General features: G+C 49.1%; 13 protein-coding genes. 6 read left to right on the top strand and 7 right to left on the bottom strand.

Annotated features, from left to right (window positions below):
• Nucleotides 1-69 precede the first annotated feature (69 nt).
• Both alsS and budA read right to left on the bottom strand, forming a co-directional pair.
• On the bottom strand, nt 70-1,770 hold the full coding sequence (gene alsS, locus FIU99_RS26155) for an acetolactate synthase AlsS (RefSeq protein WP_152472799.1): 1,701 nt from the start codon (nt 1,768-1,770) through the stop codon (nt 70-72).
• 21 nt (nt 1,771-1,791) lie between these two features.
• Complete coding sequence (gene budA, locus FIU99_RS26160) at nt 1,792-2,580, bottom strand: acetolactate decarboxylase (RefSeq protein WP_152472801.1); 789 nt, start codon at nt 2,578-2,580, stop codon at nt 1,792-1,794.
• Between the two features lie 108 nt (nt 2,581-2,688).
• Here budA and FIU99_RS26165 point away from each other — a divergent pair, with 108 nt between their 5' ends.
• Entirely contained in the window at nt 2,689-3,585 is an 897-nt protein-coding gene (locus FIU99_RS26165; RefSeq protein WP_043011644.1) for a LysR family transcriptional regulator, read from the top strand.
• Nucleotides 3,586-3,645: 60 nt separating this feature from the next.
• On the opposite strand, the gene FIU99_RS26170 is transcribed toward FIU99_RS26165, so the two are convergent.
• Nucleotides 3,646-4,530: a LysR family transcriptional regulator gene (locus FIU99_RS26170; protein ID WP_152472803.1), complete on the bottom strand. Its 885-nt coding sequence runs from the start codon at nt 4,528-4,530 to the stop codon at nt 3,646-3,648.
• 103 nt (nt 4,531-4,633) lie between these two features.
• On the opposite strand from FIU99_RS26170, the gene FIU99_RS26175 reads away from it, so the two are divergent.
• Nucleotides 4,634-5,371, top strand: coding sequence for an SDR family oxidoreductase (locus FIU99_RS26175; RefSeq protein WP_152472805.1), 738 nt, complete (start codon nt 4,634-4,636; stop codon nt 5,369-5,371).
• Nucleotides 5,372-5,522: 151 nt separating this feature from the next.
• Here FIU99_RS26175 and FIU99_RS26180 read toward each other — a convergent pair whose 3' ends face one another.
• Complete coding sequence (locus tag FIU99_RS26180; protein WP_152472807.1) at nt 5,523-6,485, bottom strand: GlxA family transcriptional regulator; 963 nt, start codon at nt 6,483-6,485, stop codon at nt 5,523-5,525.
• A gap of 174 nt (nt 6,486-6,659) precedes the next feature.
• Here FIU99_RS26180 and FIU99_RS26185 point away from each other — a divergent pair, with 174 nt between their 5' ends.
• The 4 genes from FIU99_RS26185 (at nt 6,660) to FIU99_RS26200 (ending at nt 11,411) form a co-directional block, all read left to right on the top strand.
• Nucleotides 6,660-7,376, top strand: coding sequence for a response regulator transcription factor (locus tag FIU99_RS26185; RefSeq protein WP_152472808.1), 717 nt, complete (start codon nt 6,660-6,662; stop codon nt 7,374-7,376).
• Nucleotides 7,377-7,395: 19 nt separating this feature from the next.
• Nucleotides 7,396-8,670 carry an ATP-binding protein gene (locus tag FIU99_RS26190; protein ID WP_152472810.1) on the top strand — a complete coding sequence of 425 codons (1,275 nt, stop codon included), beginning with the start codon at nt 7,396-7,398 and terminating at the stop codon, nt 8,668-8,670.
• A 171-nt stretch (nt 8,671-8,841) separates the two neighbouring features.
• Nucleotides 8,842-10,524: an EAL domain-containing protein gene (locus FIU99_RS26195; RefSeq protein WP_152472811.1), complete on the top strand. Its 1,683-nt coding sequence runs from the start codon at nt 8,842-8,844 to the stop codon at nt 10,522-10,524.
• Between the two features lie 107 nt (nt 10,525-10,631).
• Nucleotides 10,632-11,411, top strand: a complete 780-nt coding sequence (locus FIU99_RS26200; RefSeq protein ID WP_152472813.1) for a MipA/OmpV family protein — start codon at nt 10,632-10,634, stop codon at nt 11,409-11,411.
• 345 nt (nt 11,412-11,756) lie between these two features.
• On the opposite strand, the gene FIU99_RS26205 is transcribed toward FIU99_RS26200, so the two are convergent.
• From FIU99_RS26205 to FIU99_RS26215, 3 genes are all read right to left on the bottom strand, one after another.
• Entirely contained in the window at nt 11,757-12,182 is a 426-nt protein-coding gene (locus FIU99_RS26205) for a hypothetical protein (RefSeq protein ID WP_152472815.1), read from the bottom strand.
• Nucleotides 12,179-13,636 (bottom strand): methyl-accepting chemotaxis protein, encoded by a 1,458-nt coding sequence (locus FIU99_RS26210; RefSeq protein WP_039951358.1) that lies wholly within the window; start codon nt 13,634-13,636, stop codon nt 12,179-12,181. The genes FIU99_RS26205 and FIU99_RS26210 overlap by 4 nt, the downstream gene beginning before the upstream one ends.
• Before the next feature lie 91 nt (nt 13,637-13,727).
• On the bottom strand, nt 13,728-14,684 hold the full coding sequence (locus FIU99_RS26215; protein WP_152472819.1) for a GlxA family transcriptional regulator: 957 nt from the start codon (nt 14,682-14,684) through the stop codon (nt 13,728-13,730).
• Between the last annotated feature and the right edge of the window lie 337 nt (nt 14,685-15,021).

Here is a 15,021-nt window from a genome sequence, read left to right on the forward strand (position 1 = left end):
ATGAGGGGCGCAAAAAGCGCGAAGGACGCCATCGCAACGGCCGCCCTCCGCGAAGGGGGTAATCCATAGTCAGAGGACAGGAGCCCCTTGCTCAGCCCCTCTTTCCATCAACGCGGTGTACGGGGCCATGAGCTCAGGGTTGTGCGAATAGTCCACGGGCAGAGCGACCACCACGGGACCTGATGTCGCCATCGCACGTTGCAAGGTCGGCATCAGCGCTTCGGCGCACGTGACGGTAAAGGCTGTCGCGCCAAAGGCCTCAGCATAAGCCTGAATATCCAGCGGACCAAACTTGACGCACGAGCTGCGCTGATATTTTTTCAACGCCTGCATTTCGACCATATTGTAGGCATTATCTACCCACACCAGATGCAACAGGTTACTCTTAAGACGAACGGCCGTTTCCAGTTCCATACTCGATTGCAAAAAACCACCATCGCCTGACACGGACACCACTTTTTCATGGGGGTTGAGCAAACTCGCAGTGATGGCCCAAGGCAACGCGACACCCATGGTTTGCTGACCATTAGACACCAGCATCTGTCGAGCCCGGCAGCAATTCAGGTAGCGAGCGATCCAAATATGAAAACTGCCCATGTCCAAACACAAGGTCGTGTCGGGTGTGATCAGACGTTGTAAGGCTTTCACCAACGTCAAGGGATGAAAACCGCCCGCTCCCCAAGTCACGGGATACGTTTGGATCCGCTGGCGCTGCGCGGCGACGATGTCCAACACCTGTCCGACCCGTTGGGATAAAGGAGTGACTGCGCTCACCTGCTGACTGATTTGCTCAAGACTGTGCGCCAGATCACCGACGATTTCTAAACAGGGCCGATAGTGATTTTGATAGTCAGCGGGATCAATATCGATGTGGATCAGCTCATGATGCGCTGGCATCCACAATTCAGGATCGTACTCGATGGGGTTGAAACCAATTGCCACTATCATATCCGCCTCGCGCAGTAACACATCACCAGGTTGGTTGTTAAACAGCCCTACCCGACCGGCAAACCGGTGATAGTAATGCGTACTCACCGCCCCAGCCGCCTGATAAGTGCCGACAACGGGCAGTTGGGTTCGTTGAAGAAAGGAAGTCAGTGCATGGGAGACGCGCGGCACACTCGCATTTAACCCTACCAGTACCACCGCTCGCTCCGCCTGGGCGATCCGCTCCGCTACGGCGCAGGCACGGTCCCGATCAAGTGTGGCTTGGGGGCGCAGCGGCGTGGGCACGATAGGCGTACGAGTGGTTCTTGCGTCGAGAACATCTTGAGGCACACTGACAAAACACGCGCCTTGACGGCCGGATTCAGCGATACGAAACGCATTGGCCAGTACTTCATTGGTGGCATCAACATGGCTGATCTCGGCACTGAACTGTGTGATGGAGCGAAAAATACTGACCGAAGCCATGCTTTGATGCGTTTGTTTATGTTGATCGCACCGTTTGACGGCCCCTCCAATGGCGATCATCGCATCTCCTTCCGCGTTCGCCGTCGCCACACCAGTGACCAAGTTGCCGCACCCGGGACCTGACGTGACTAACGCGACACCTGCACGCCCTGTCAGACGGCCCACACACCCCGCCATAAAGGCGGCGTTGGCCTCATGACGAACGGGGATCACTGTAATGCTGGTGTCGTTTAGGGCATCGAACAATCGGTCAATTTTGGCGCCGGGGAGGCCAAAGACGTATTGAACTCCTGTTGCTTCAAGTTGTTGTGCCATCAGTTGCGCGCCTGTGCGCGCTTCAAGCGGTGTGTTCATCATGACCATTCTCCTCGTGTTAACTCAACGTTCGGCGTGTTCAATGGCCGCGTGTAGGTGTTCTGGTGTCAAATTGGCGTGAAGAAAATCCGTCGTAGTCGGGGTCTCGATCACCACGCGTGACAAGGTCTCAATCTGAACCTGCCCTGACTGCAACACATAGTCCTGAACGTGTCCCCCACCCGTACGATCGTGCGTCACGAAATGTTCATGATACCCCGGTACGTTGATACCTTGCGTATAGGTAGGGTTACGGAACGCGACAATCGACCCATCCTGCCCTTCGAATGTGAACGTGGGTTGGCCTTTGATGGCATCCACCATAGGAGGATAAGGGCGCACCTGCTTGGGCACGGTCCGAGTGCGAACCTGTATAAAGCGGCCCTCGATACGAATGGCACAGTACAGGTTATCACTGGGCACCAGTGCATCGATCTCTTGATGCAGCTTCTGGCGCGACATCGGTTCCCTGACGGCGAGCTGCTGATGAGGGGTAAAACGCGTCATGACCGCAAAGGGGACACGCTGATGAGGAGGCGCCACGCAGGCGGAGCCATCCGCTCGAAGTTGGTAGATCTGCCCATCTAATGCCACCAGTTCCCCATCCAACTCGTGAAACGTGCCTAGGCCAAAATCGCCTTGTTGCAACAAAGTCCCTACCGATGTGCTGCCTTGATAGACACCTGCGATCAGCGCACTCATTAACGACGTCTGGTATATCACGCCTTCACCCCAGGTGTGTGGTGGGGTTATATTTTCCCTGCCTATCTGACTGGCCAGCGGCACCGATGATCCGTGCGTCACCTTCTCCATACCTTTGCTCCAATATGCATCAAAGTGTGTATTTAGATTGACTTTTATCCTTGATGGAATCCAATATAAAAAAGATTTATTTTGATATGAAAAATATATAGGTCTGTGATGGAGTTTCGTTATCTCAAGTATTTTGTCACTGTCGCTGAAACTCGCCATTTTACCCGTGCGGCAGAACAATTAGGGATCGCTCAGCCGCCGCTAAGCCAGCAGATCAAAAAACTGGAGCGCGAACTGGGAGTGACCTTATTTGTCCGACGTTCGCGTGGTGTCACACTCACTGAAGCTGGGCACTTATTGTTGGACGAAGCCCGGGAGATCTTGGCAAAGGTCGAGCAGTTAAGCCATACGTTGCAGCAGCGCGCACGAGGAGAACATCGGTCTCTGCGATTGGGCTTTGCGTCTTCCACTACCTGCAGTCGACGCGTCCTCGATGCTCTGCGACAGCTTCGTGAGCAGCATCCTGGCCTGGTCCTACACGCCGAAGAACACAGTATGCCCGAGCTGGCGCAGCGATTGACCACGCACCAATTGGATGTCGCCGTGATGCGGCTGCCGTGCTACGCGTGTGCCACGCTGCAACACCAGAACTTATTTGATGACCCGTTTGTTGCCGTGATCCCAGCTGCACATCCGTTGTCGCTCGTCCCCTTCGTCACCTTGTCCGACTTGCACCAAGAACCGGTGTTGATGTTTCCGCGAGAAACCGGCCCGGCGCTGAGTGATCAGCTTGAAGCGGCCTTTGCCGCGGCGCAAGTGGGGATCGATCGTGCCTACACCGCTCCTCAATTGCGGACGGCAATCACCATGGCCCAAGCAGGCCTTGGCATTGCCATTGCGCCCGCTTCTCTGACCGAACGCTTAGACGACTCAGTTTGCATTCGTCCTTTGCAAGGCCACGGCCTACTCAGTCACGTGGCGCTCGTATGGGCACCAGACCATCAACACCCCGGCCTAAGGCGCTATCTCTCGAGCATGGCTCATACGTCCTCCGTTGGGGCTTGATGATCCACCGTGTCACCGCCACAGACCACACAGTGCACAGCCGCTCGTTATCAATCTTTTCTAAAACTCCAGCGTCTGTTGGAGCCACTCGATGAACACCCGCACGCGTGAAGACGCCTGACGATGGGGCGGGAACAACACCCAAACAGGAGAGGGCTCAGGCGGATACGCCTCGAGTAACGCCACCAGCTCCCCCTGTGATAAGGCGTTCGCCACGTGATAGCGAGGCACTTGAATGATCCCCAGATCGCGCTTGGCCGCCTCCACGAGAGACTCGGCCGAATTGACCCACAGTGACGCGGCTAAGTGCTGTGTGGTCACTTTGCGGTTCACCTGAAACTCAAGGGGTATCGCCACCGACTGACCGGACGCGCAATACCCCACCATCTGGTGATCCTTGAGCGCATTCAACGATCTCGGGGTACCCAACTTTGCCAGGTAGGCTGGCGAAGCAACGGTCACCTCTTCGAGCAGGCCAATCTGGCGCGCCACCACATCATCTTGCTGCAAGTGGCCAATACGCACCACGCAGTCAATGCCTTCTCTGAGTGGATCCACTCTTCGGTCTGCTTCGCTCAGAAACAGGTTAATACCGGGATAGCGTTGTAAAAACGCCCCAAGCCTTGGCAAAATAAAATGCCGACTGAAAGAGCCGTGGGCATCGACTCGCAACGCCCCTTTGGGATTTTCATCTTGAAACGCAGACTCGGCGTCATCGATATCACGTAGAATTTGGACGCAGCGCGCATAGAAATTGTCCCCATCTAAGGTCGGGCTCACATGACGGGTGGTGCGTTCAAGCAGCCGTACTCCCAGTCGGGTCTCCCACTTCTTGACGGCGTCCGTGACGGTCGATCGTGGCAACCCCAAATCCGTTGCGGCCAAAGTAAAGCTTCGCCGTTCCAAAACGCGGGTGAACACCCGCATGGCATCAATTCTGTCCATGATTATTCGTATTCTCCGAACACAGATAACAATTTATACCCCATTATCCGATTAATTCTCAATGGTAGAGTGCACGTACTGTTTTCAACAACGGAGCTCAATCATGACTCAGCCCACTTCTCTTGCTCTCATCACTGGTGCCTCTGGTGGCATTGGTACCGCGATTGCTCAGCGCCTGTCCAAGGACGGGGTGACCGTTATCCTTAACTACGCTACCAATAAGACCGCTGCTGAGGAGGTCGCACAAGAAATCCAATTTAACGGCGGACACGCCTTCCTGCATCAAGCGGATGTCTCCGATCCCCATGCCATGGCGCAGATGTTTGATGACATCGAACAACAACATGGGCCGATCGACATTTTGGTCAACAGCGCAGGGATCATGCACCTCGCTCCGTTAGCGGAAGTCGATGACGAAGCGCTCAGCCGGCAGATCGCCATCAACTTGAACGGAACCGTCTATGGGTTGAGAGAGGCGGCCAAACGCATGCCTTCTGGCGGGCGCATTATCAACCTGTCTACGTCGGTGGTGGGATTAAATCTGGAAGGGTATGGCGTGTATGCCGCGACGAAAGCGGCCGTAGAGAGCCTGACACGCATCGGCGCCAACGAGTTCAGAGGTCGGTCGGTGACCGTCAATGCGATCGCACCTGGGCCTACTGCCACAGAGCTGTTTTTGAAAGGCAAATCCGAGGCGCAGATTGCACGGTTGGCCAACATGGCCCCGATGGAGCGTCTTGGTACCCCAGAAGACATCGCCTCGATCGTGGCTTTCCTCTGTGGCCCTGAAGGCGAATGGGTCAATGGCCAGGTCCTGCGAGTCAACGGCGGTTTAGTTTGACGAAGTTTACGTAGTTGAACTAATCGACTTTTGGACAATCATATTTATTGGATGACTATTGTATTACCTCCGTCGAGTTAACACTACGCACACGTATTCGTCACTCCAAGCAATAGCCTCCCAAGCATTTGGGGACGTGTATCGTTAGACTCTATGCCGCAGGAGCTTGCTTATATTCGCTGGGTAAGCGTCCTGCGTATTTTATGAAAGCGCGCTTCATGTTTTCAGCTCTTGAGTAACCGCAAGAAGACGCGATATAGCTCAGAGAATGATCTGACTGCTCTACCAAGCTCACCGCCACATTGAAACGCTCTTGGTCGATCAATTTTTTTGGGGATTGACCGAACTTTTGATGACAATGGCGAGTGAAATTCCTGGGACTCATTGCCATATGGTTTGCTAATACATCGACCGTCAAGGCTCGTGAGATATTTTGTCTGATCCAAGGGATCAATTGCTGCCATCGTTCCTCGCTGCTAGAAGTTTGAATCTGCATTTGAAGCGGCAATTGTTGTTCCTTTTCTCGACGAACCCCAGGCATCACCATTTTTTTTGAAACAACATTGAATAGCTTCCGGCTACCAAAAAGATTCAAGAGGTGCAGACTCATATCGATGGCTGTGGAACTGCCTGCACATGACCAAATGGGCCCGGTAGCGTAATAAGAGATATCATGTTTTACATGCACGTTTTCGTATTGGCTTTCTAGGTTTTTGGTAAAACGCCAGTGAGTCGTCGCCGTCAACTGTTCATTGATTAGGGCTGCGGCGACCGAAAAGATGCCCGTATAGGAGGTACAAATCAGTACTCCCTGTCGAAACCTTTGTTGAATGAAAAGCTCCAATTTCGGCTCTACCTGCGCCAGGTGGTCCTCACTACCGACGACCCAAACAATGTCGTTCTCGAATACTTCGACCGTATCTAACGCCACGCTATCAAACGCAATTCCCGAGCGTGAAGTTATCTTACCCCCATTTGCACTGCAGATGATCATTCCAAATTGCGACAAGTTTTCTGGCATCACTTGGTTTGCAATGGAAAATACATCTATAGGTCCTGCCAAATCCAATAAATTAAAATTTTCTTCACAAAAAAATATCAGTTTCTTAGCCATACATCACTTTATTAAATATCACTACCACAGATTCGACGGTGTGTGTTATTAACAATAAAATTGATAATATTAATTAGTGTGGACGTTTTCATTCACAAATATGTTATCGTATGTAATATTAGTACGTGATATGTATCACAAGTTATTTATGTCTATATTTAGGTGAGCGTTTATATGAAAACTAATATACTTGTCGTTGAAGACCATATTAAATACGCGCAGCAAATCACTCGTTTTTTAATGACCCACCACTATCATGTCGACGTCATCAATAATGGTAAGGAAGCCTTATCCGTAATTAACCACCAGCAGCCGGATATTGTTTTACTGGATATAGTCTTACCTGGAATGAGTGGCTTCGAGGTCTGTCGCTCCATCCGCCCTACATTCACAGGTAAAATTTTGGTACTAACGGGTTGCGACGAAGACTTTGATCAGATAGCGGGACTCGAATTGGGGGCTGACGGATATCTTGTGAAACCGATCAAGCCGCAGGTTCTTTTGGCTCATATCCGCCTACTCGAACGGCAGCTTGGGGCGCAGACAACTACCCAGAGCTACATGTCATTCAAACATCACAATGTACTCACTGTGAATCAATTGACTATCAACCTAGATGCCAAAACGGTCAGTTACCGAAATACCTTGCATAGCCTTCGCCCAGCGGAATACGAGGTCCTTGTTGTTCTGGCAAAACATGCCGATCAGACAGTCACTCGCGAGCATATTATTCAAGCGCTTAGAGGTATTGACTACAATGGACTCGACCGTTCCGTGGACGTCAAAGTAGCTGCTCTACGTAAACAGTTTCGCGACCAAGGAAATGAGCCAGAAAAAATTGTGACACACAGGAATAGAGGCTATCGATTGATCACCAGTGCCTGGACGTAAATAAGACTCTCACCCTACTATGTTTAAATTGTTTTTCCCAATATATTTGTGTATTTTCTCGACTTGGCTCTCCAGTGGGTTATTGCTCAAAGAAGCCGTCATCACGCTATTCCCTGAATCCGTTGCCAGTGACATTCGGCACGATTTTTCCGGGGGCATGGCCATGGCAGAACAGTTGCTGCTTCAAACGCCTGAAGCAGATTGGGGCTCACTTCTGAACACTATTTCCTCGCCGAACATACCAGTAAAGATCGTCACTCCACAGGCACTGACTGCGAGCCAGAAAATGGCCTGGTTAAATGGCGAGCTCGTCGTCACTGATGTCGAACACGCCATCATCATCAAACGACTGCTTTCTGATGGTCGAACTCTTCAATTTGGCCCCGTCAGCACGCACCAAACGCTGGTTATTCATCAGTACATTTCTGCGATCGGGCTCACCGGACTATTCGCTGTGGGAGTTGTAATCTGGACATGGTCACTGCAACGAAAACTACAGCACTTAAAGCAGGCCCTAGAAACTTTCTCAAGTGGAAAGTTAAGTGCTAGAGCATCAACAAAAGATGGATTACGACTCGGAACACTCAATGCCCACTTTAATACCATGGCATCACGTCTAGAAGATGCCATTACAACGAATCAGCGCTTAGCAATAGGCGTATCACACGAACTGAGAGCCCCCCTAGCTCGTATTCAATTTGAGCTGGAACACGCCCGTCAACCAGTCACGGACAGCGATTGTAGTCAGTCACTCATCAGCATTGAAGACGATTTTAACGAACTCGAGGCCTTAGTGGATGAGTCTCTCCTCTACGCTAAACATATGACTTACGATACTCACGAGCCCACAGAATTTCTCACTTCCACTTTCTTACACCAGTGGTTGGACAATTTCAAACCTTTGCCTCAAGTCCGGACTATTCCGATTTTGCGCCAGTCATCAGGCTTGGAAACAGAGTTCCTTATTGATGGGCATCTGTTAGCTCGAGCGTTGGATAACTTACTCCACAACGCGCTTAGACATGCCCACAGCTACGTTGAAGTCTCGTGGTCCCTCTCCTCAGCTCATTTATCTATTTCGGTTCGAGATGATGGTCCAGGCATCGCCAAACCGATACAAGAGCAGATTTTTCAACCCTTCTTCCGTGCCCCAAAAAGTGGTCTTCAACCCGGCTATGGGCTTGGACTGTACATCGCTCAAGGGATAATCGAGCGGCATGGGTGGCAGATAGAGGCGAACAATCATCAACACGGCGGCGCTGTATTTACCATTGGTTTCACCAACACTATGTAGATTAAAGCGATGGTTACAACGCCAGTGTAAAGCGCCTTTCCTGACAACAAATGCGCATTTTCGGTCAGCGACAAGAGGTGAGGTAGCATTGCCGAAGGCGATGTGCTGAAGTGATATCGTCGGCAGAAGGCTCACTCACAATACAATCGTCGACGCAAACTTGGATGACACATGAGCAAAGAATCGCGCGACGTATACAGCAACACTAACCTATGCCAGATTTTCAACACGACCAAAGAAGGCCTGTGGTCCATGTCTGGCGACAACGAACTCTCGTTTTACAATCATACGTTCTATCAACAATTCTCTCTACCCTTTGGCCGAGTAACGCTGGCACATTGGAAATCACTGATCCACCCTGCCGATCTTCAACACTTCTCTCGTACATTGGATGAACAAATTCGATACGGTTTCGACAAGATCACGGTGCATTATCGCGTTCAAAATCGTCAGCAACGTTTTGTTTGGATTGAGGCCACCAGTTTGGTCGTCTATGACGCCGACGGGGAACACTATTTAGTCGGTAACCATCGCGATGTCTCTGAAAAAATGTGGGTTGAAGATTACCTGACTCACGCTGCCTACCACGATGAAGAAACTGGAGTATACAATCGGCGTAAGTTACTGGATGACAGTGACTTTGACGTCAACGCCCATACCGTTTTTGCCCTTCGCATACCTAAAATGGGCGAACTTATCCGTCGCTGGGGCCATCATATCGTCTCGGAAATCGCTTACGATCTTATCTCAAGACTCAAGGACACCTTCGGTCATGCACCCTATCGAATCTACCGCTGTACTCTCGATATGTTTGTCGTACGCGCCGCGGGAGACTACTCTCGAAGTAAACTGGAAAATATTACCTCGAAGTTGCTTGCGTCATACTTTGTCAAAGACCATGAACAGAAATGGCTAACTTCTCAGGACATTGCCATCGGCATTATGACTGCGAACATCAAGATGCCACCAGATCGGCTACTCGATACCTTGAGTAAACTCTGTGAGCACGCCCAGTCATTTCCGGTCGACCGTGTCGCACTGTATACCGGAAAAATTCAAACGAATATTGAACGCTATTTTGTCATTCGGGCCACATTGCCTCAAGCCATCCAGACTCAAGCCATATCATTCCAAGTTCAACCAATATTCAGTCTTGAAACGACTCAGGTCACTGGCTATGAAGTCTTCGCCCGTTGGGTTCATCCTGAGCTGGGCTTGCTCGAACCAGACGAATTTGTCATCGTCGCTGAACAATTAGGCCTCATACAGTCATTAGGAAACTCTATTTTCCAGCAAGCCTGCCGATACTTTTCTACATTGGAAGTACATCATTTTGAACTATTCTCTGTCCATTTGAACATCTCTATCCTTGAGTTGCTCAACCCACAGTTTGCGCTCCTGCTCAGGCATACAGTAGAGCGGTTTAATCTCCAGCCCCACTATATTGTTCTGGAGTTATCAGAACTTCAGTTGGAGGATTTTGATACTCAAATCCTCCATCAGTTGAGCCAACTGCACCGCCACGGATTCCGCTTAGCAATTGACCAATTTGGCACCAGTTTGCAATCATTAACCCACCTTATTAAACTCCCCGTATCACACATCAAAATCGCCCCAGGGTTGGTGGCAAGTGCCCAGCACGATCCAACGTGTTATCAGGTACTGCAGATTCTGATTGAGTTCAGCGTCGATCGCGACATTGAGGTTATCGCAGTTGGTATTGAAAACGCCGAAGACAAAACATTGATTCAAAAACTTGGAGTGCATCTCTATCAAGGGTTCCTCTCCTATCCGCCAGTGGAACCGAACTCGTTTCTCCCTAAGCCTCCCCACTCAGCAAACCCTCCAGCCTAAAGGTGGTCAAACTGTTCTGTCCTTTTTTGCACGACATTGGGCCAAAACAGGCAACAAAAACAACGTAGCATGAGTCCCCGCATCTTCATGAACCAAGGGAATTAACGATGATGAATTACACTCCAATCATACTAGGCGGTTGCGCTTTGCTGGTGAGTGCATCGAGCCATGCAACTGTGCACATCAAGCATGGCAACGTGTATACGAACGAGAATACGTGGCTCATAGGAGCGGGACTGTCTTTTGGCCAAGAATTGTATCGTGGCACTGAGAATGAATGGATACCTGAGGTAGATATTGGATATCTTGGCAACGATTTCTCTTTAACTTCGTCGGGTTTAGGCTATCGATTCCTCGGTAGCGACACCAGTCCTATTAACCTAAGTGTCAAAGTCAATCTAAGCCACAGTGGTTATGAGGCTGACGACTCTGAATTTCTTAAAGGAATGCAAGAACGAGAAGCTACTTATGATGCGAGCTTGGTGAGCGACTTTTACACACCTTGGGGCGTGTCTTCCGCCTACATTGCTCACGACATTATGGGCCGATATAAATCTTATAATCTAGGACTCACTCAGTTCTTTCCGATCGATATGGGTAAAATTACATTCACTCCATCCATGAGCCTTCATTATTTTTCTAAAAAGTTTACTCAATATTATTTTGGGATAGAGAGTAATGAGGAAAATATTAGTCGCCCCCGTTATTCCACAGACAGTGAAATTGCAGTAGATTTTTCTTATTATTTTTCTTATGAGTTTTCCTCAAAGTGGCAAATAATCAATTCAACCTCTTGGGTATTATATGGCAATGAGATTAAAAACTCCCCCATTATATCAAATGATCACCAATTTTATTCCTCTCTTTCCGCTTATTATTATTTTTAATTTCACCATAATTGCTTAAAAATAAAATAGGGTAAAGAAATTACCCTATTTTATTCCCTTTCAGACATTAAAACGGAGGGGCTTAGGCCAACATACTGCTCTTGCATTTCTCTCGCTGCGATTTCTACCATACTCAGTCAGTAATTCGCCACCTCTACGACCAACTTTATGCTTGAACAGCTCAGCAACCAACTCAAGCCCCTCTCGTGCCCCTTTCAAGAAGGAAGCCACCCGTTAGATTGCTGTCTAGCCATCGATATGGTCCACGCCACAAGCATCCCCGGCACCTCTCTCCGCCAAGATAATGGCCCAGCGAAAGCTAGAAACGTGTAGTAAGCTTATCGTTCATGATGGGTTGCCTAGGACAGGCAAACGCATCCCAACGCGCTCCTGCTCAGGAAACACGATAATGCGCATCGCTTGGTTTGAGCAATATGGGATCATGACTCGATAACGGTTCTGACCTAACGGCTCTGCTTTGATCGTGCCAAATCTCTGGTCATCCGAACTCACATATAATGTGCCTGCCTCTGGCCAGCTCGCCGAAGACTTCCAATGAAACAGAGTTTCTCGGAGTGGCGTAAATTGGCCCACTTCTAAGGTCAGTATCACATCCTCGGCGTAACATCGCCCTCCAGAAAGTTGACAGTCTTGGACGTGACTCGGTAGAGCGGCCTCTATAAAAGTCTGCTTCTTAGGTAATACGTCTGGCAATCCAAACCCAAGTAAAAATGCGACGGTCGTTGAGAGCAACATTATTGCGTTACTCATTTATCCACCAATTTCTCGCTCATTGACCGAAGCAACTGCATTTGCGCTTGCAGCTCGTCGATTGATTGGCGCTGGGATTCCATGCGAGAATTCACGCTTTGTGAGGAGGTATTGAGCGAAGCCATATTATTGTTGATTTGGCTTAAGGCGCTATTCTGTTGAGTGATCGCAGATGACACTTGGTACATCTCATCATTCACGGCTGTCACATTTCCTGAAATATCCTGATAGCCCCCAATCAATTCATCCAATGCATGACCCACTTGATCCGCTGATTGCAGCATACTGGCGACGTGACTATTGGACTTCGTCACGCTGTCGGCCAGTTGAGTCAAGGATTTCTGTATGTGATCTAAACTGGTATCAGTTCGGTTAGCTAGTTGACGAACTTCGTCTGCCACCACTGAAAATCCGCGCCCTGCCTCCCCAGCCCGAGCGGCCTCAATCGTAGCATTCAATGCCAGCAAGTTGGTTTGGTCGGATAACGTGGCAATGGTCTCCAGTACCGCCGAAATCTGACCGGCGTCCTTTGTAACGTTCTCAATAATGACTTGAGTATCACTAGCCAAAGTCATCAGTGCATTTAAACCCAAGCGACAATCCTCGGCTTTTGACATACTGTTCTGGCTGAGCTGGTGGGCTTTTCCAGTATTTTCATTACACTGCTCTGTGGACGAAGTAATTGTGTTAAATGAGGTCCCCAACTCTTCGATGGCGGTTGCCACCATTTCAGTGTTCACAGCGTGAGAAGAGAGTTCATCATTAATACTTTGGATATCTTCCCCCAAAGAGCGAGTCACACTAGACACAGAAACGACGGCATTACTTTGCGCAGCAGCCAACTCTTTAAGACGATGAATCACTTGGTTAAACTTGACTTCAAACTCTCCGTCGTCTTTAAGTAACACATCCAAAAACAGTTTGTCATCTCTGACCATGTGCTCAATTGAAGTTTCGACATAGTCCAGTTTGTCCAAGTTTTGACGAAGAGACAAGCTACCGTAAATGGAGACAAAAGCTTGCAATGCCGCGTACAGGCAGTGTTCGATGGTCATTAAAAATGGGCTATTCGGTGGGAATATGAAAATAGGAAATTGGGCGTTAAATTGAAGGTAGTAGAACAACAAATGATGCACAGCTGCAGCAATTAGGCAATGAAACACCACTTTCCAGTCATTATAAATTGTCGTGCAAGCCAATAATATGAAGACCTCAAAGTGCAACATCGTATCACCGTAGGCTTGATGAATATGCAAGGCGACAAAACCATACAGTAAATACGGCAGTAGCGTCTTGAATCGCTCTTGATTGAGCATCAAGATGGCCGCTACCAATCCAACATTGACGAACAGGTCAAAAGTCGAATACCCATACCTGAACATGTACAGAAAAGTCAGTAGACTCAGTGGTGCGAGAATAACGTATGTCTTATCAGTAAATTTGAGTGTTTTCATTGCCGAAACTATTTGGTTAGGGGGTGGTCTATCCATAACATCAGAAAATGGCCCCCAAGAAACGACAATCACACCGCAAAAAATGACAGAGTTATGAGGACCCTCTAACCAACCGGCGCAACGCAAAGGGCGTCATCCCTTTCCCTTTTAAAAATGCTCGTTTCATGTTTTCCTCGCGACCGTACCCGCACCGATTGGCGATGTAGGACAGAGAATAGGCCGTTTCTTGTAGGAGAGAATTGGCCAATTCTAAGCGAATTCTGTCGACCAGCTTCTTCGGCGTGATGTCAAATTCTTGCTTACATCGCCGCGTAAAATTTCGTGGGCTCATAGCCATAAAACTGGCCATCTTTTCGGTGTCCAAAGGCGTGGCGATATTTTCTTGGATCCAATGCAGCAGGTTCTCCCATTTCGTGTCACTGCATTCAAATTGCAACAGAAGATGGAAGCTCAACTGAGCATCGTTTTGACGGCGTCGATTGGGTAAGACCATCGCCATTGTAACTTGCTGAGCGAGACGGCGCCCACAATGTTGCTCCAACAAATGCAGCGACATATCGATGGCCGTCGAGATCCCAGCAGAGGACCAGAGCTTGCCATCATTCACAAAAGGCGCATTGGGATGCAACTCTATATTTGGGAACTTCGATCGCAACGCATCAAAATAGCGCCAGTGAGTCGTAGCTTTATAAGGCATGTGCCGCAGAGCCGCGGCAAGGATGAATAATCCTGTACAAATGGTGCATACTGAACTTGCTCGATCATGCGCCTCATCAAGAAAACGCACCACCGCGGGTGACGGTAATCGCTCCACGTCGAGCCCATTGATCACAAATAGCACATCTCGTTCGTCAACGATCACGTCATTGATCGAGGATGTTTCAACTTCAACCCCTGAGTTAGACCGTAAGCGCCCCCCGAATTCACTGACATACTGCATGGTAAAGTGTTCCACTTCAGATAGAATATTGGCGATCGCAAATACATCAGCGGGTCCAGACAAGTCCAGCAGTTGAAAATTGTCTGCACAATAAAACAGCAGCCTCATAAAAACACTTTTATCAGTAATAAGGTTATTTCAAGCATAGTATAAACTTACCAAGGCAATAACAAGCCAACGCCTTGTCCGAAAATGCGTATTCATTGTCTGCACCTTATCCGTTTGTCGTATTAAGCTTAATGTGTATTATCTCCTGACGGTGACTGGTCACTGCCTCCTTTGAGCTAATGCTGTGTTTTTTCCCTCAGGATCTTCGGGTCCCTTCACCGATAGGGGTTAGACATGAATACTGTGACACTTTAGTGTGAAAATGGTGGAATGCGGAGGAATAACCCTTTAGGCGATGGAGCACTGCTTTGAACTACAGGCTAATTGGTGAAGTTAA

This window comes from Vibrio sp. THAF64, from assembly GCF_009363455.1.
Classification (GTDB): Bacteria; Pseudomonadota; Gammaproteobacteria; order Enterobacterales; family Vibrionaceae; genus Vibrio; species Vibrio coralliilyticus.